Source organism: Aquaspirillum sp., assembly GCF_055136605.1.
In genome coordinates, this window is sequence record NZ_JBSQVP010000020.1 from 18,777 (window position 1) to 36,403 (window position 17,627).

15 protein-coding genes are annotated in these 17,627 nt (G+C 49.8%); 14 read left to right on the forward strand and 1 reads right to left on the reverse strand.

Annotated features, from left to right (window positions below):
* Nucleotides 1-14: 14 nt before the first annotated feature.
* Nucleotides 15-890, reverse strand: coding sequence for a 4-hydroxy-tetrahydrodipicolinate synthase (dapA, locus tag ACTBZS_RS05115; RefSeq protein ID WP_463043472.1), 876 nt, complete (start codon nt 888-890; stop codon nt 15-17).
* Nucleotides 891-1,054: 164 nt separating this feature from the next.
* On the opposite strand from dapA, the gene ACTBZS_RS05120 reads away from it, so the two are divergent.
* The 14 genes from ACTBZS_RS05120 to ACTBZS_RS05185 form a co-directional block, all read left to right on the forward strand.
* On the forward strand, nt 1,055-2,683 hold the full coding sequence (locus ACTBZS_RS05120) for an ABC-F family ATPase (protein WP_460430808.1): 1,629 nt from the start codon (nt 1,055-1,057) through the stop codon (nt 2,681-2,683).
* A 391-nt stretch (nt 2,684-3,074) separates the two neighbouring features.
* Entirely contained in the window at nt 3,075-3,815 is a 741-nt protein-coding gene (locus ACTBZS_RS05125) for a beta-ketoacyl-ACP reductase (protein ID WP_460430807.1), read from the forward strand.
* Nucleotides 3,816-3,822: 7 nt separating this feature from the next.
* Nucleotides 3,823-4,671, forward strand: coding sequence for a DUF2272 domain-containing protein (locus ACTBZS_RS05130; RefSeq protein WP_463043473.1), 849 nt, complete (start codon nt 3,823-3,825; stop codon nt 4,669-4,671).
* Between the two features lie 190 nt (nt 4,672-4,861).
* On the forward strand, nt 4,862-7,231 hold the full coding sequence (locus tag ACTBZS_RS05135) for a PAS domain-containing sensor histidine kinase (protein WP_463043474.1): 2,370 nt from the start codon (nt 4,862-4,864) through the stop codon (nt 7,229-7,231).
* Nucleotides 7,232-7,283: 52 nt separating this feature from the next.
* The gene (locus ACTBZS_RS05140) at nt 7,284-9,764 is read left to right on the forward strand and encodes an EAL domain-containing protein (protein ID WP_463043475.1); all 2,481 of its coding nucleotides are present in this window, start codon (nt 7,284-7,286) and stop codon (nt 9,762-9,764) included.
* A gap of 147 nt (nt 9,765-9,911) precedes the next feature.
* Nucleotides 9,912-10,649: a 30S ribosomal protein S2 gene (rpsB, locus tag ACTBZS_RS05145; protein WP_460430803.1), complete on the forward strand. Its 738-nt coding sequence runs from the start codon at nt 9,912-9,914 to the stop codon at nt 10,647-10,649.
* A gap of 152 nt (nt 10,650-10,801) precedes the next feature.
* Nucleotides 10,802-11,677 carry a translation elongation factor Ts gene (tsf, locus tag ACTBZS_RS05150; RefSeq protein WP_460430802.1) on the forward strand — a complete coding sequence of 292 codons (876 nt, stop codon included), beginning with the start codon at nt 10,802-10,804 and terminating at the stop codon, nt 11,675-11,677.
* Between the two features lie 164 nt (nt 11,678-11,841).
* Complete coding sequence (gene pyrH / locus ACTBZS_RS05155) at nt 11,842-12,567, forward strand: UMP kinase (RefSeq protein ID WP_460430801.1); 726 nt, start codon at nt 11,842-11,844, stop codon at nt 12,565-12,567.
* Between the two features lie 41 nt (nt 12,568-12,608).
* Nucleotides 12,609-13,166, forward strand: a complete 558-nt coding sequence (frr, locus tag ACTBZS_RS05160) for a ribosome recycling factor (RefSeq protein ID WP_022653120.1) — start codon at nt 12,609-12,611, stop codon at nt 13,164-13,166.
* Between the two features lie 13 nt (nt 13,167-13,179).
* Nucleotides 13,180-13,938 (forward strand): polyprenyl diphosphate synthase, encoded by a 759-nt coding sequence (uppS, locus tag ACTBZS_RS05165; protein WP_460430800.1) that lies wholly within the window; start codon nt 13,180-13,182, stop codon nt 13,936-13,938.
* 4 nt (nt 13,939-13,942) lie between these two features.
* Complete coding sequence (locus tag ACTBZS_RS05170; RefSeq protein WP_463043476.1) at nt 13,943-14,764, forward strand: phosphatidate cytidylyltransferase; 822 nt, start codon at nt 13,943-13,945, stop codon at nt 14,762-14,764.
* A gap of 49 nt (nt 14,765-14,813) precedes the next feature.
* Complete coding sequence (ispC, locus tag ACTBZS_RS05175) at nt 14,814-16,007, forward strand: 1-deoxy-D-xylulose-5-phosphate reductoisomerase (protein WP_460430798.1); 1,194 nt, start codon at nt 14,814-14,816, stop codon at nt 16,005-16,007.
* The gene (rseP, locus tag ACTBZS_RS05180) at nt 16,001-17,347 is read left to right on the forward strand and encodes an RIP metalloprotease RseP (protein WP_463043477.1); all 1,347 of its coding nucleotides are present in this window, start codon (nt 16,001-16,003) and stop codon (nt 17,345-17,347) included. Before ispC ends, rseP begins: the two co-directional genes overlap by 7 nt.
* Nucleotides 17,348-17,356: 9 nt before the next feature.
* A partial coding sequence (locus ACTBZS_RS05185; RefSeq protein WP_463043478.1) for a POTRA domain-containing protein occupies nt 17,357-17,627 on the forward strand: 271 nt, incomplete at its 3' end.

The following is a 17,627-nucleotide window of genomic DNA, read 5'->3' on the forward strand; positions in this document are numbered from 1 at the left end:
TGCGTATAAAGAGCTTAGAGCAAACCTGCTTGGGTCAAGGCTGCTTCAACTTGGGCTTGTGCGCCTTCGGATAGGCGGGTCAGAGGCAGACGCAATGTGGGGCCAATTAAACCCATCCGTTCCAAAGCCCATTTCACTGGAATGGGGTTGGCTTCGCAGAAGAGATGTTTGTGCAAACCTTGTAAGGGGTCATTGATGGCACGGGCGCGGCGAACATCACCCTCAGCACATGCTTGGCATAAATCTGCCATCTGACGCGGTGCGACGTTGGCAGTCACCGAAATCACCCCATCCCCCCCAGACAGCAGAAAGGCCAAAGAACTCGCATCATCACCGGTGTAAATGGCAAAGTCTTCTGGGGCTCGCAAGAACAAATCACAGCCACGACCTAAATCACCCGTCGCATCTTTAATCCCAACAATATTGGGGATTTCAGCCAAACGCAGTGCTGTGTCATTGCTCATGTCCGCCACCGTGCGTCCCGGCACGTTATACAAAATCATTGGGATGGCAGTGGCTTCTGCGATAGCACGGAAATGTTGATACAAACCTTCTTGGGTTGGTTTGTTGTAGTAAGGCACTACGGATAAGGTGTAATTGGCACCGATTTTTTCTGCGGCGCGTGACAACTCAATGGCTTCTGCAGTCGAATTCGCACCGGTTCCAGCAATCACTGGCACACGGCCTGCACTGCGTTTGATGACCGCTTCAACTACGCTCAAATGCTCTTCAACCGCTAAAGTGGCTGATTCACCTGTCGTACCAACAGCAACAATGCCGCTAGTCCCATTATCAATATGAAAATCTACCAGACGGTCGAGTGCTGCATAATCGACACTACCGTCTTCCAACATAGGGGTCACAATAGCGACCAAGCTACCTGTAAGCATATCTTTAGGCCTGTCACGGGAATTAAGATAACAAGCGCCGATTGTAGCCCAATTCAGCCTAACGGCGTGAATCCCTCTTTCGCCCTACGCAGAATGTTAGCGTGTGCTGTGCTACAATCGCCCACTTTCTTTCTTTGATACAGTCAGTTAGCAAAGGCCACTTCGTGATTACCACAGCCAATATCACCATGCAGTTCGGTGCCAAACCCTTGTTCGAAAATGTTTCTGTAAAGTTCGGCGAGGGCAATCGTTATGGTCTCATCGGTGCCAATGGTTCCGGTAAATCGACTTTCATGAAGATACTCGGCGGCGATTTAGAGCCAACGTCGGGTAATGTTTCCTTAGAACCCGGCATGCGTTTGGGTAAGTTGCGCCAAGATCAGTTTGCCTATGAAGACCAGCGGGTGCTCGACGTTGTGTTGATGGGACACACTGAAATGTGGGCGGCAATGAGCGAACGCGATGCGATTTATGCCAACCTCGAAGCAACCGAAGACGACTACATGCGTGCCGCTGAGTTGGAAGCCAAATTTGCGGAATACGATGGCTATACCGCCGAGGCACGAGCAGGCGAATTGTTGTTAGGTGTCGGCATTCCGACCGAATTACACAACGGCCCCATGCGCGAAGTGGCGCCGGGTTTCAAACTGCGGGTGTTGTTGGCGCAAGCGCTGTTCTCCAATCCTGATGTTTTGTTGTTAGATGAACCGACCAACAACTTGGACATCAATACGATTCGTTGGTTAGAGCATGTGTTGAACGATCGTAATTGCACCATGATTATCATTTCGCACGATCGTCACTTCTTAAATGAAGTCTGTACCCACATGGCAGACTTGGATTACAACACCATCCGGATTTACCCCGGCAATTACGACGACTACATGATTGCTTCGGCACAAGCGCGTGAACGCCAACTGTCGTCGAATGCGAAGGCAAAAGAACGTATCCAAGAATTGCAAGAATTCGTGGCGCGTTTCTCGGCTAATAAATCAAAAGCTCGCCAAGCCACCAGCCGGCTGAAACAAGTTGATAAGCTCAAATCAGAAATGGTGGATGTCAAACCATCGAGCCGCCAAAACCCATTTATCCGCTTTGAGTTAGACGACAAACAAAAGCTGCACCGTCAAGCGGTGGAAACTGCCGGACTGTCAAAATCGTTTGATCAACCCTTGTTCCAAAAGATGGACTTTATCCTTGAAGCAGGCCAACGCTTGGCGATTATTGGCCCGAACGGTGCCGGTAAATCGACATTGGTGAAACTGTTGGCGGGGGCATACGAGGCAGCAAATGCCGCTGGTGTCACTGCAGACGCCGGCACCATTAAATGGGCGGATAAGGCGCAAGTCGGTTATTACGCCCAAGATCACGAGTCTGATTTTGACACTGACATGAATCTGACGGAGTGGATGCGACAATGGACCCAAGAAGGGGATGACGAGCAAGTGGTGCGTGGCACGTTAGGCCGCTTGTTGTTTGGTGGCGATGATGTGAGCAAGCCAGTGCGCGTGTTATCCGGCGGTGAAAAAGGTCGGATGTTGTACGGCAAGCTGATTTTGACCAAGCCAAATGTGCTGATTATGGATGAACCGACCAACCACATGGATATGGAGTCGATTGAATCGCTCAACATGGCCTTGGAAAAGTACAAAGGCACGTTGATTTTTGTGTCGCATGACCGCCAATTTGTGAGCTCGTTGGCCACGCAAATCCTCGAGCTTGACGGCAAAGGGGGCTATGAGCATTACATGGGCAATTATGAGGATTACTTGGCCTCGCGTGGTTTAAGCTAAGCGTTTCGATTACCTGCTGTCTGTTTTCAGCGTCTGCGTTCTTGACCTCGGGCTGAACCCCGAGGCTTCTCGCGCGTTGGGTAACGAATCAAATATGATCGTTTTGTGAAATTTTTCTGCAATAACTTTACCGAGTGAAAGCCTGTGGTTATACTCTCGGCATTCTGCACTGCACGATAAATTTTGCAGTGCAGAAATCATCACGTTTACACAGCCGCGTTTTGTTGGCCGTGTCGTGAGACCGCTTCCCTGAGTTGCTTATCCCCATTTTATGAATAAGCAACCGGATAAAAACAAGAAGGCGGATGGTGGAGATAATGCGCTCGGCTCGGGTTTGATTGGCCCGAGTTCGAGTAGCCTTACGATTCTCGAGTGTACAAAGGAACAGATCATGCGTTTGCAAGGTAAAGTCTCGATCATCACCGGCGGTGCCAGCGGCATCGGCCATGCAACAGCCCTGAAATTCGCCCAAGAAGGCGCAATTGTTGCCGTTTGCGATTTGAATCAAGAAGCGATTGACGCTGTCGTCAACGAAATCAAAGCTGCTGGCGGTGAAGCTGTTGGCTATGTGGTGAATGTCACCAACAAAGCGCAGATCGCAGACATGGTTGGCGACCTGAAAACTCGCTTTGGCCGTATCGATGTATTAGTGAACAATGCGGGCATCGTGCAAGATGCTCAGTTGCTCAAAATGACTGACGACCAATTCGATAAAGTGATCGACATCAACTTGCGCGGTGTTTACAACTGCGCTCGTGCAGTGGTTGACACCATGGTTGCACAAGGTTCTGGCGTGATTCTGAACGCTTCCTCCGTGGTTGGCGTGTACGGTAACTTCGGTCAAACCAACTATGCTGCTACCAAATTTGGCGTGATCGGTTTCGTCAAAACTTGGGCAAAAGAATTGGGTAAAAAAGGCATCCGCGCTAACGCCGTGTGCCCTGGCTTTGTTGCTACCCCAATCCTGAAATCCATGCCAGAAAAAGTGATTCAGGCAATGGAAGAAAAAGTGCCAATGAAACGTATGGCCGATCCAAAAGAAATCGCCAGCGTGTATGCTTTCTTGGCCTCTGATGATGCTAGCTACATCAACGGTGCAGCAATTGAAGTAACCGGCGGTTTGACCCTGTAATTAGGGTATGGCGTTATTTACTGCGTCAGCACAACAACAGCCCTGTTTTGCACAGGGCTGTTTGTTTTTATTGCTGCCGTTTTTTCTTTGGCTGACTGGTTGCGCGCATTCTCCCACCGCTGCCTCATCAGCGACCTCTCCCCTTCGCTGCCCACCTTTAACTCCATCTTTGTTGTGTCCTCCGCTTGGTTTTGCCGCATCGTTGCCCAACCGCAGTTGTGAGCCTGTGGCAACTGCCGAAGTCCCTACGGCAGAAATCAAACAGCGTTTGGTGCAAGTGGTAAACGATGAATGGGTCTTTTTTGGTCAACAAACCTTACAAATTGAACAGGGCATTGCCAGTATTCCGCGCCTTGGTGCGTGGGAAGATGATGCGCCGCAGTATGTGGAGCGAATTCAACAGTATTGGTGTGCAGTTGGGCGAACGGGTTTTACCCAGTCGAATGTGTGTACGCAGCCGTGGTCGGCGGTGTTTATTTCTTGGGCGATGCGGCAAGCCGGTGTGCCAGAAACCGTGTTGCCCTCTCGTGCAGCACATTGGCAATACTTGCGATATCTATTGGATCACCCTTCGCCTTATTTTCGAGTCCATGAACGAACAGCCTATGCACCACAGGTCGGCGATTTGATTTGTGCCGTACGAACCGAGGTGGCGTGGCAGCAAGTTGAACAGCTGTCGCGTGCGCCGATGCATTGTGATGTGGTGGTGAACATTGAGCAGCCTTATCTCTATGCAATTGGTGGCAATGTGCGTAATTCAGTGACAAAAATTCGTGTCCAATTAGATGAAAATGGCAAGATTCAGCTCGAAGCAGGGGGTCGTCCGTGGTTATTAGTGGTTGAGAATTTGTATTAATTGATATAAATGGCTTTTTTGTAAAAATTAAACAAAAAATATTTCTTTGTGATATAATTGTTTTTGTCAACTTTTAGACAGGGATAAAATCATGTCTCGTGTCTGGGGACAGATTTGTTTGCTGTTAATAGGTGCTATCGTTAGTGGTGCTGCGATAGCAAATACTCGACCTTACTCAGAGTCTGTCATCATGGCTTCACCGTTGTTTCCATGGTTGATCGCCTTCCTGTTGTTGTGCCTTTGCGCTGTGCTTTGGTGGCAATGGCAAACAAGCCAGAAAAAACATCACTACCTTCGTTTGGTATTACATCATTTTCCTGAACCTGCGCTGGTGATTCGACAAGGTCGATTTGTCGATTGCAATCCGATTGCGTTGAATATCTTAGGCTATGGTGATAGCCGTGCCATTATTGGTAAAACCCCGGGTGAATTATCGCCACGTTATCAGCCAGATGGCGAATTATCCGAGCAAAAAGCCAGTAGTTTGATGCAGTTGTTAAGTGATGGTGAACCACAACAACGCTTCGAATGGACTCATATTCGTGCTGACGGCAGCTTATTTTTTGCTGAGGTCTCACTATCTTCGTTTTCTGCTGAGGGTGAAGACTGTGTCTTGGTCACTTGGCACGATATTGGCCTACGCAAAATCGCACAACAACATCTAGAAGAAGAGCTCCAACTCTTTGCTTCTGGCCCGGTGACCGTGATGAGTTGGCAACCCACACCCGGATGGCCGTTGCGTCATGTGTCCGATAACGTGGCGGCGGTGCTCGGCTATCAAAAACACGAAGTCTTTGCTGATGATTTCCACTTCTTTGATTTAATTCATCCTGAAGATCAATCTCGAGTCGCAGCCGAGGTGGCATCTTATATTCATTCCAAGACGCTGCACTTTGAACAAAGCTATCGAATTCAACACAAGGACGGTGACTACCGCTGGTATTACGACTTCACCCGTCTGGTATTCGATGATAAAGGTGAACTGCTGCATATCCGTGGCTATTTGTTTGACCAAACCCATCTCAAAACGCTGGAACACCATCTTGAACAAGAACGGCAGCGTTTAAGCAATATTTTGTGGGGAACCGGTGTTGGTACGTGGGAATGGCATATTCCTTCAGGTGAAACCCGTTTTAATGAACGATGGGCAGAAATCATTGGCTATCGATTAGACGAACTCCAACCCATCAACATCAACACATGGTTAAAGTTTGCCCATCCAGAAGATTTTGCCGCCTCAGAATCCTTACTCAACGCGCACTTTGCAGGTGAAATAGATTGTTACGAGGTTGAAGTCAGGATGCTGCACCGTGAAGGGCATTGGGTGTGGGTGTTAGACCGTGGCAAGGTTATTTCATGGGATGCAGAAGGCAAACCACTGTGGATGGCTGGCACCCATACTGATATCAGCCGCCGTAAACAAGCCGAGTTTGCCTTACGCAGCAGCGAGGCACGGATGCGTAGTCTGTTCGATATGTTGCCAGATGGGGTGGTATTGATCGACCCTGAAACCGCTTTACCTGTGCAATTCAATCCTGCTGCCCATCAACAGCTGGGTTATAGCGCAGACGATTTCGCGCTTTTGCCGATTCCAGCATACGATGCCTATGAACATCCAGAAGAAACTGCTGCTCGTTTCGAACATCTGTTAACCGAGGGTTATGACGATTTTGAAACGCTACACCGCAAGCAAGATGGCAGTCTGATCACTGTCCATGTCACAGTGCAACGGGTGGAATTAGAAAATCAGCCTCACTTCTTGGCGATTTATCGCGACATTACGCAACGTAAAGAAACCGAACGTTTATTGGCGCTACAACGCGAGGAACTGGCTCGTTCCAATGCCGAATTAGAACAGTTTGCCTATGTTGCTTCGCATGATCTACGCCAACCCCTGCGAATGATCAGCAGCTATGTGCAACTGTTGGAACAAAGTTTGGCACAACATCTCAACACCGATACACAACAGATGATGTTCTTTGTTCGTGATGGTGCGTTGCGTATGGATCAGATGTTGGTGTCGTTGTTGGAATACTCTCGGGTTGGGCGCAAAGGGTCACCTTTGGCCGTAGTGGACAGTCGTGAACGTCTTGATGAAGCATTGCATTTTTTGTCGCCAGCGATTCATGAAGCACAAGCGCACATCGACATCCTTGGCGAGTGGCCACAATTACACGCCTCTCGTGATGAACTGACCCGTTTATTTCAAAATTTAATTGGTAACGCAATCAAATATCGCGCACGAGATCGCACCCCCCATATCGTCATCACTGTAGAAGCGAAGGATGAGGAAGGGTGGTTATTTTGTGTCAAAGATAATGGGATTGGTGTTGCGCCAAACCAATTCCACCGCTTGTTCAAAGTCTTTCAGCGTTTGCATACTCGTAATGAATATGAGGGCAGCGGGGTGGGGCTGGCGGTGTGCCGTAAAATTGTTGAGCGACATGGTGGAAAAATTTGGATTGAATCTGCTGGCGAAGGGTGTGGCAGTATGTTTTATTTTTCGTTGCCAAAATGGCAAGCTCAACCAGAAATGGCAATAGATGCTTTGGTTGCTTGATGAAAATTTGATATGCTTTCAGTCTTTTTTGTTCTTCACATAGGAAAAATCCATGTATCCCGATCCTACCAGCACACCCGCCGCTTGCCCTGTTGTGCTTGTGATCGAGGATGATCCTGGTGATGCACAACTGATTCGATGGCAGCTTTTAGAGCGCAGTCCAACCGCATTTGATGTTCATATTGTCGAAAGTCTGGCGGCAGCTGAACGCAAAATCCACCAAGGGATTCACCCCGATGTGGTATTGCTCGACCTTAATTTGCCAGATTCTTTTGGCATCTCAACGGTGGCCAGCTGCCGTAAATTATTACCTGATGCGCCGATTGTGGTGCTAACGGGGCTGGACCAGCACGAAACCATTCAAACAGCGATTGCCGCCGGCGCAGAAGATTTTCTCAGTAAAGGCACCGATGGCAGTAACGTCAGAAAAGCCATCCGCTATGCCATCCTGCGACATGATCGTGAAGCGGATGCGCGCCTTGCCGCAACGGTGTTTACCCACGCCTCTGAAGGCATCATGATTACCGCGCCGGATGGTCATATCATCGAATGTAATGCTGCTTTGAGTGATATGACTGGTTATCCCCGCGATGAGCTACTCAATCAGCCTCCCTATCTATTGAATGCGCTACAGCATCAAGCTGCTTTTGATGACAATCTATGGTCATATCTCCAACAGCAGGGGCAATGGCAGGGTGAGGTGTGGAATCAGCGTAAGAATGGTGAATTGTTTATTGCCCAGTTGATGATCAGTGCGGTTTACGATGGTCGCGGGGTGATTTCTCATTATGTCTGTTTCTTTACGGATATCACGCTACAAAAACAGCAACAACAACAACTAGAACGGCTGGCCCATTTTGATGCTTTGACGGGTTTGCCAAACCGCGCTTTGTTGGCTGATCGTCTGAGCCAAGAAATGCGTCATACCCATCGCCAAAATAGCAAAATTGCCTTGATTTATATTGATTTGGATGGCTTCAAGGCGGTGAATGACACCTATGGTCATCAAGCAGGTGACGTGCTGTTGACCACTGTGGCGCGGCGAATGCGGCAAGCTTTACGCGAGACCGATACCGTCGCACGGTTAGGTGGTGATGAATTCGTGGCGGTGGTCACTGATCTATCGGAACATGCTGATACGATCATCTTGCTTGATCGTTTGTTAGGGGCGGCAGCACAGCCGGTGGCATTTGGTGATGCACAGCTGCAAGTGTCGGCCAGCATTGGGGTTGCCCTCTATCCTGTGCATGGCGCGGTTGATGCCGATTTCCTACTCCGCCAAGCCGATCAAGCGATGTATCGTGCGAAACAAAGCGGTAAGAATCGCTATCGTTTTTTTGATCCCGAAGAAGACAAACGGGCGCGTGAGTTGCATCAACGCTTAGAACGTTTGCACCAAGCATTTACTTTGGGCGAATTTTTCTTGTTGTATCAGCCACAAGTCAATATGCGCACGGGTGAACTGATGGCGGTCGAGGCACTGTTGCGCTGGCAGCCCGATTCAGACACGGTTGTTTTACCGCGAGATTTTCTACCTATTTTAGATAATGATAAGTTGTGTTTGCAGCTGGGTGAATGGGTGGTGCATTCCGCGCTACAACAAATGTTGCAATGGCAAACGCAAGGTTTATCGATTTCTGTCAGTGTCAATCTGAGTGCCCGACAATTTCAATCGTCTGCATTTCTGCCATTTTTGGGTGAGGTGCTGGCGCGTTACCCTGAATTACCGCGTTTTAGTCTGTGTTTAGAAATCATAGAAACCAGCGCACTCGATGATATGGCGGCAACATCGGAGGCGATTCGCGCCTGCAATGCCTTGGGGGTGGCTGTGGCATTGGATGATTTTGGCACTGGTTATAGTTCGCTTGACTATATCCGCCGTCTGTCCGCCAGTCAGCTTAAAATTGATCATCGTTTTGTTGGCAATATGTTGAACGACCCTGATGATTTGGCGATGCTCGAGGGCGTGTTAGGGCTGGCTCATGCTTTCCGCTGCCGTGTGGTGGCAGAGGGCGTGGAGTCAGAAGAGCAAGGTAATTTTTTATTACGTTTAGGATGTGAGTTGGCGCAGGGATTTGCTATTGCACATCCCATGCCGGCGGAACAGGTGGCGGCGTGGTTGGCAACTTGGCAGCCGCCTGTGCGCTGGCGCAGTCTTTCGCGGGCCAGCCGTGATCTATTGCCATTATTATTTGCAGCGGTGGAACATCGGGCGTGGATTCGTGCGATTGAATCACACCTCTCATCCGCCCCTTCTGCCATACCTTTGCCTGCATTAGATGAAACTCAATGCCGTTTTGGTCAATGGCTGTTGCAAGAAGATTTAACCCGCTATGGTTCGCCGGCATTGTTTGCTGAAATCGACCGTTTACATCGCGAAATTCATCAATTAGCACGCCAATTACTCGGCCAACAACAGCAAGACATGCCTACGGATGGTGCTCAGTTGCAACAGTTACGTGAGCTAAGCGAACAGCTATTTGCTTTGCTGGTGTATGACGGCAGTGCCATTTTGCCGTTACCGCCGCGTTAGTTTTACATTGAAGCGGTTGTGCCTTCTGTGCTATCCTCTCGCGCCGCGCTAATGAGTTAGCGCGTATTACTCACATTCGCGCCAAAGGGTGCCTTTAGGTCAACCGCGCGAATGGCGGAATAACCCTTTGATTTTCAGGAATTACTGATGTCCACTCAAGTTACTATGCGCCAAATGCTCGAAGCTGGCGTGCACTTTGGTCACCAAACTCGCTTCTGGAACCCAAAAATGTCTCAGTACATTTTTGGCAGCCGCAACAAGATTCATATCATCAACCTCGAAAAAACCCTGCCTTTGTTCCTCGAAGCACAAAACTATGTGCGTCGTTTGACTGCAAACAAAGGTACCGTGTTGTTCGTGGGTACAAAGCGTCAAGCTCGTGACATCGTGCGCGAAGAAGCCGCACGCGCTGGTATGCCTTACGTTGACCAACGCTGGTTGGGCGGTATGTTGACTAACTTCAAAACCGTCAAACAATCGATCAAGCGTCTGGAAGACAAACAAGCCTTGTTGACCAATGCTGATGCCGGTTACAACAAAAAAGAAATGTTGGACCTGCAACGCGAAGTCGAAAAACTCGACCGCAGCTTGGGCGGTATCCGCGAAATGAAAGGTTTGCCTGACGCAATCTTCATTATCGACACTGGCTACCAAAAAGGCGCAGTGAGCGAAGCACAAAAACTGGGTATTCCAGTGATTGGCGTGGTGGATACCAACAACAGCCCAGACGGCGTGAACTATGTGATCCCTGGTAACGACGACTCTGCTCGCGCAATTCGTCTGTACGCTCGTGGTATCGCTGATGCCGTGTTGGAAGGCAAAGCACAATCGCTGCAAGAAGTGGTTGCCGCTGCTGCTGAAGCACAAGCTGCCGCTGCTGAGTAATCTGCTCGAGACAGTCTAAGGAAAAAGGGGCGTATGCCCCTTTTTTTGAATGTGGCGTTATTGCCGCTTGTCATCAAACGGTAATTGCCAAAATCGTATCTTTCACGGCTGTGGCCTCACAACCGTAATTCTATTTATTCAGGAGTCATTCAATGGCTGAAATTAGCGCAAAAATGGTGGCCGATCTGCGTGCCGCAACCGGTCTGGGCATGATGGAATGCAAAAAAGCCTTGGTTGAAGCAGAAGGCGATATCAAAAAAGCTGAAGAAATCCTGCGTATTAAATCGGGTGCGAAAGCAGGTAAATTGGCTGGCCGTACCGCTGCCGAAGGCGTGATTGCTCACTTGATCGAAGGCCAACACGGCGTGTTGTTAGAAGTCAACTGCGAAACTGACTTTGTGGCAAAAGATGACAGCTTCTTGGCTTTTGCCAATGCCGCTGCTAAATCGGTGTTGGCTGTTAACCCAGCTGATGTTGAAGCGCTGATGGCTGCTAATGATGGTGCTTTGGAAGCAGAACGTAAGGCAGTGATCGCGAAACTGGGCGAAAACATCTCTGTTCGTCGCTTTGTTCGCTATGAAACCGCTGGCAAATTGGCTGCTTATCTGCACGGTTCGAAAATTGGCGTGTTGGTTGATTTTGACGGTGCTGAAGAGCAAGTGGGTAAAGATATTGCAATGCACATCGCAGCTTCTAAGCCAATCTGCGTATCGAAAGATGAAGTGCCTGCAGAAACCTTAGAATCCGAACGTCGTATCTACACCGCTCAAGCTGCTGAATCTGGCAAACCTGCTGATATCGTGGCGAAAATGGTTGAAGGTCGTATCACTAAATACTTGGCCGAAGTCACCTTATTGGGCCAAGCTTTCGTGAAAAACCCAGACCAAACCGTTGAAAAACTGTTGGCTGAAAAATCCTCGAAAGTGAATCGTTTCACCATGTTCATCGTGGGCGAAGGCATCGAGAAAAAACAGGAAGATTACGCTGCTGAAGTGGCTGCTGCCGCTGCTGCTGCAAGCAAAGCGTAATTTCTGTTTTCTTACGCGAAAAGGCACCTCGGTTATGAGGTGCCTTTTTTCGAACATACTGATTGGGTATGCCAAATGAGGAAATTTGCTTGGTTCAAGTTTGCTGATTTGGCAATTCCGATTGTCACTGTTTTATCTTTTAAGCATTTATAAAGGTCTAAGTCATGAGCGAAACCCGCACCCCGGCCTATCGGCGCATCCTGCTGAAACTGTCCGGCGAAGCCCTGATGGGGGATGACAGCTACGGTATCAACCGTGAAACCATCGAACAAATTGTGACCCAAATTCAAGAAGTGCTCGCTTTCGGTGTGCAAATTGCAATCGTAATCGGTGGTGGCAATATCTTCCGTGGTGTGGCACCGACTGCTGCTGGGATGGATCGTGCCACAGCAGACTATATGGGGATGTTGGCAACCGTGATGAATGCGCTGGCGTTGAAAGATGCCATGAGTCGTCGTGGTATGTCCGCTCGTGTGCAATCGGCCTTAACCATGCAGCAGATTGCCGAGCCCTATATTCGCAGCAAGGCATTGCAGTATTTGGAAGATGGCAAAGTGGTGATTTTTGCCGCAGGGACTGGTAATCCTTTCTTTACCACTGACACCGCTGCTGCGTTGCGTGGGATGGAAATGAATGTCGATGTAATGTTAAAAGCCACCAAGGTTGACGGCGTTTACACGGACGATCCAAAGAAAAATCCCGAAGCCACCCGTTATCAAAAACTGACTTTTGATGAAGCAATTATTAAAAATCTGAAAGTCATGGATGCCACTGCATTGGCATTATGTCGTGACCAAAAACTGAATATCAAAGTGTTTAGCATTTTCAAAGAAGGCGGTCTGCGCCGTGTGGTGCTTGGCGATGATGAAGGCACACTGGTACACTGCTAAACATTTTTTTCTCCAACCCTTGCTTTGGAGTGTGATTTCCAATGATTAATGATGTTAAAAAATCTGCTGAACAGCGGATGCAAAAAACCCTAGAAACCTTCAAAACCGATTTGACCAAAGTGCGGACTGGTCGCGCTCATACCGGTTTGCTCGACCATATTACCGTCGATTATTACGGTTCGCCCACACCGATTAACCAAGTCGGTAATGTCACGCTGATCGATGCGCGTACCATCGGGGTGCAAGCATGGGAAAAGGGCATGGCGGCAAAAATTGAAAAAGCGATTCGTGACTCTGATTTGGGTCTGAATCCTGCTTCTAATGGCGATTTAATTCGTGTGCCAATGCCGATGTTGACTGAAGAACGTCGTCGCGATTTAACCAAAATCGTGAAAGGTGAAGCAGAAAACGCCCGTGTGGCCGTTCGCAATGTGCGCCGTGATAGCAATAACGATCTGAAAAATTTGTTGAAAGACAAAGCGATTACCGAAGACGAAGAGCGTCGTGCCCAAGAAGACATCCAAAAGCTGACTGACAAGTTTGTCGCCGAAATCGACAAAGCTTTGGCAGAAAAAGAAAAAGAGCTGATGGAAATCTAAGGAGCATTACCCTTTGCCCAGTAGCACGCAAACTCTGCCCACGGTAGATGCCGTTCCCCGCCACATTGCCATCATTATGGATGGCAATGGGCGCTGGGCAAAACGCCGCTTTTTACCCCGAATTGCGGGGCATAAACGCGGGGTGGAAGCAGTGCGCGCCACGGTGCGCGCTTGTTCTGAACTTGGGGTGCAATACCTGACGCTGTTCGCCTTTTCAAGCGAAAATTGGCGACGGCCACTCGAAGAAGTGTCCTTTTTGATGGGCTTATTCTTGGATGTGCTTGAGCGCGAGGTAGAACGCCTCCACCGCAATGATATTCGCCTGCAAGTGATTGGGAACCGTGCCCGTTTTTCTGCCGACTTGGTGGCGCGTATTGAGGCGGCTGAAGCGCGTACAGCGCATAACCAAGGTTTGGTACTGACCGTTGCTGCCGACTACGGTGGGCGGTGGGACATCTTACATGCCGTCAACCAGCTGCTTGCCGCAGGTCACGATCCTTCTCAACCGGTACAAGAAGCTGACCTTCAGCCCTATTTGTGCCTAGGTCAGGCACCTGAACCCGATTTATTTATCCGCACAGGTGGTGAACAGCGAGTGAGTAATTTCTTGCTGTGGCAGCTGGCTTATGCCGAGTTGTATTTCACCGAAACTTTATGGCCAGATTTCGACCGCGCTGCGCTCGAAGCGGCTATGCATTCTTATCGTTGTCGCGAACGTCGCTTTGGCCGCACCAGCGAACAGCTTGACCCCGCGCTGCGTCGCTTGGATTAGTCTTATGCTGAAATTGCGTGTCCTGACTGCTCTGGTGTTATTGCCAGTGATGTTAGCGGCCTTGTTTGCTTTTGATTCTCTGCAATGGGCTGCGTTTACTGCGCTGATTACTGTACTAGGGCTGTGGGAATGGTCACGCCTAGTCAAGTTATCTCGTCTACAACAAATCACCTATCTTGTGCTGTCATGCGCTGGCCTTGGGGCGTGGGCTACGTTCTCTGCAACGGTGGCTTATTCTTTGCCACTGGTTGTGCATGGCATGGTGTTAGTGTTTTGGTTTGTGGTGGCACCGCTATGGCTAAAACAGCGTTGGTCACTGTTACAGCAACCTCTGTTAGCAATGGGGTTGGGATGGTTATTGTTGTTACCGGCTTGGAGTGCATTACAAACATGGCGCCCTAGTCCAACTGCTGCCAGTTTGTTGCTGGCTTTGATGGCCTTGGTTTGGTTGGCTGATACGGCTGCCTATTTTTCTGGCAAAACCTTTGGCCGTCGTAAATTAGCCCCAGCAATTAGCCCCGGCAAAAGTTGGGAAGGGGTTTATGGGGCTTTGGTCGCGGTAGCGATTTATGCTGCTATTTTGGCGCAAACCAAATTGTTACAGCCGTGGGCGTTGCCGGTTTGGATGTGGGTGGTCGTAGCGTGGGCGCTGACCGCAGTGAGTATTGTGGGTGATTTATTAGAATCATGGTTTAAACGTCAAGCGGGGATGAAAGACTCTAGCCAATTACTGCCGGGGCATGGTGGCGTGCTGGATAGAATTGATAGTTTGATTGCCGTGTTGGCGGTTGCGGCGGCGTTACAAGCTTATCTCTCTGCCTTCTAGTGTGTTATCCAATCGCAAACATGAACGGGATTATCGCGTGAAACAGCAAATGTCTTCTTCCTCGCCACAATTACTGACGGTTTTGGGTGCGACAGGGACGATTGGCGTCAATACCCTCGATGTCGTGGCGCGACACCCCGACCGCTATCAAGTTTTTGCATTAAGCGGTGGACAACAAATTGATAAATTGGCACAGCAGTGTGTCCAATTTCATCCTCGTTATGCCGTGACGCTCGAAGCTTCAAGCGCTGCCCAGCTACAACAGCGCCTAAGTGAACAAGGGTGCACTACAGAAGTGTTATACGGGGCTGAGGCGTTGCGAGATATTGCCGCTCATCCCGAGGTGGATGCTGTGATGGCGGCGATTGTCGGGGCGGCGGGTTTACCGCCAGCCTTGGCAGCGGCACAAGCGGGAAAAAAGGTTTTATTGGCCAATAAAGAAGCCTTGGTTATGGCCGGCCGCTTTTTTATGGAAGCGGTGGCACAATCTGGCGCACGTTTATTGCCCATCGATAGTGAACACAATGCGATTTTCCAATCTTTGCCTGCTGATTGTGTGTCATTGGCTGAAGCAGGGGTTGAGAAAATTATCCTCACTGCCTCGGGTGGCCCATTTCGACAACTCTCTGCTGATGCACTTTCCTCAGTGACCCCTGCCCAAGCCTGTGCGCATCCAAATTGGGTGATGGGACGTAAAATTTCTGTTGATTCAGCTTCGCTGATGAATAAAGGCTTAGAGGTCATTGAAGCACGCTGGCTGTTTGATGCCACACCAGAGCAAATTGAAGTGGTGGTGCATCCGCAAAGCGTGATCCATTCTATGGTGCGCTACCGTGATGGCTCCGTCTTAGCCCAATTGGGTACCCCTGATATGCGGACACCGATTGCCCATGCTTTGGCATGGCCAGAGAGGATCTCGGCTGGTGTCGCCGCTTTAGACTTTTTGTCTTTGCCTCCACTGACATTTGAACAACCAGACCTTGTGCGTTTCCCCGCATTAAGCTTGGCTTTTGCTGCATTAGAACAGGGGGCTGATGCCCCAGCAGTGTTAAATGCCGCCAACGAAATTGCAGTGGCGGCTTTCTTAGCGGAAAAAATCCGCTTTACTGCCATTCCCCAATTGGTAGAAAACGCTTTGACACACTTTGCCCACGCAAACAGTGGGTGTTTGGATGATTTGTTTGCTTTGGATAAGGCTGTACGCAGTTACACCTTGCAACACGTGGAGCGAATCACATGCTAACCACGGTGTTAGCGTTCTTAGTTGCCATTGGTATCTTGGTGACATTTCACGAGCTGGGCCACTATTGGGTGGCGCGGCGTGCTGGGATTCATGTTCTGCGCTTTTCGGTGGGGTTCGGTAAACCGCTGTTTAGCTGGCGTGATCGTCATGGGACTGAGTGGACATTGGCGCCCATCCCCCTCGGTGGTTATGTCAAAATGCTAGACACTTACGAACCGCAGATGCCCGAGGCTTGGCGTGCCCATACCTTTGCGGCACAACCCGTCTTGGCGCGGATGGCCGTGGTAGCGGCAGGCCCAGCGGCTAATTTGCTGTTGGCGGTGGTGTTTTATGCTGCGCTTGCGTGGTCGGGTACCGAAGCCTTGCGCCCTCTCATTGGTACGGTGTTGCCAGATACCCCAGCGGCACAGGCTGGCGTGAAATCGGGTGACAGGGTTGAGCGAGTCAATGAAACCACCATCGAGGATTGGGCCGAGCTGCGTTTGGCATTGCTTGACGCACTGTCACAGCCAGAACAAGCGATTCAACTGCATACAGAATACGGTACCCGTACTTTGCCACCGCCCAAAGACAGCGGCCTCTCCGCTGAGCCTGCGGCGGTTGCTGGGTTGGGATTATTGCCACAACGTTTATTGCCACAAGTGGCTGCGCTTGAACCGGACTCACCTGCCTTTCAAGCTGGCCTGCGCATTGGTGACACCATTGAAGCCGTGGGGTCACAAACCGTCAAAGAGTGGGGCGATTTAGTTCGTGCGCTGCGTCAACAAGGACAATCACAACAGCCGCTGTTGTTAACCATACAGCGTGGTGCAGAGCGTTTTACTGTCTCGGTAGTACCAAACTGGGTCGAAACCACAAATGGCCAACGCATTCCTCGTATTGGTGTTGCACCACAGGTGGATCGTGATTGGCTGGCACAACTGCAATTTGAACAACAAGCTGGCCCGATTGATGGACTGGTGGTGGCGGTAAGCCGGACATGGCGTGATGTGCGCCTGTCGTTCTCGATGTTCTATCGCATGGTGTTGGGTGATGTCAGTTTGCAAAATCTCAGTGGGCCTTTGACCATCGCTGATTTTGCCGGTCAAACCGCACGGCGTGGTGTATCGTCCTATGTCGAGTTTTTGGCTTTGATTAGTGTCAGCCTAGCTGTGTTAAACCTGTTGCCTATTCCTATGCTGGATGGGGGGCACTTGCTGTATCATGTCGCCGAGCTGGTGAAGGGAAAACCTTTATCAGAACAAGCTCAGGCTTTTGGCTATCGCGTCGGTTTGGTGTTGTTACTGACCTTGATGCTCTTCGCGATTTTTAACGATTTCAACCGTCTTTTCGCGGGATGACCGCCTCCTATGAAACTTTCCTACCTTGCTGCTGCTGTTAGCGTGGCCATGGCTCCGGCCTGGGCTGCATCCTCCTTTGTGGTGAAGGATATTCGTGTCGAAGGCGTACAACGTACTGAACCTGGCACGGTGTTCAACTATTTACCGATTAAGGTCGGTGATACGTTCACTGATGCGCGTGCAGAAGCGTCGATTAAAGCGCTGTTTGCAACCGGCTTCTTTAACGATGTGCGGATTGAGCACTGTCTCTTATACACATCTGACGCTGCCGACGATCTTA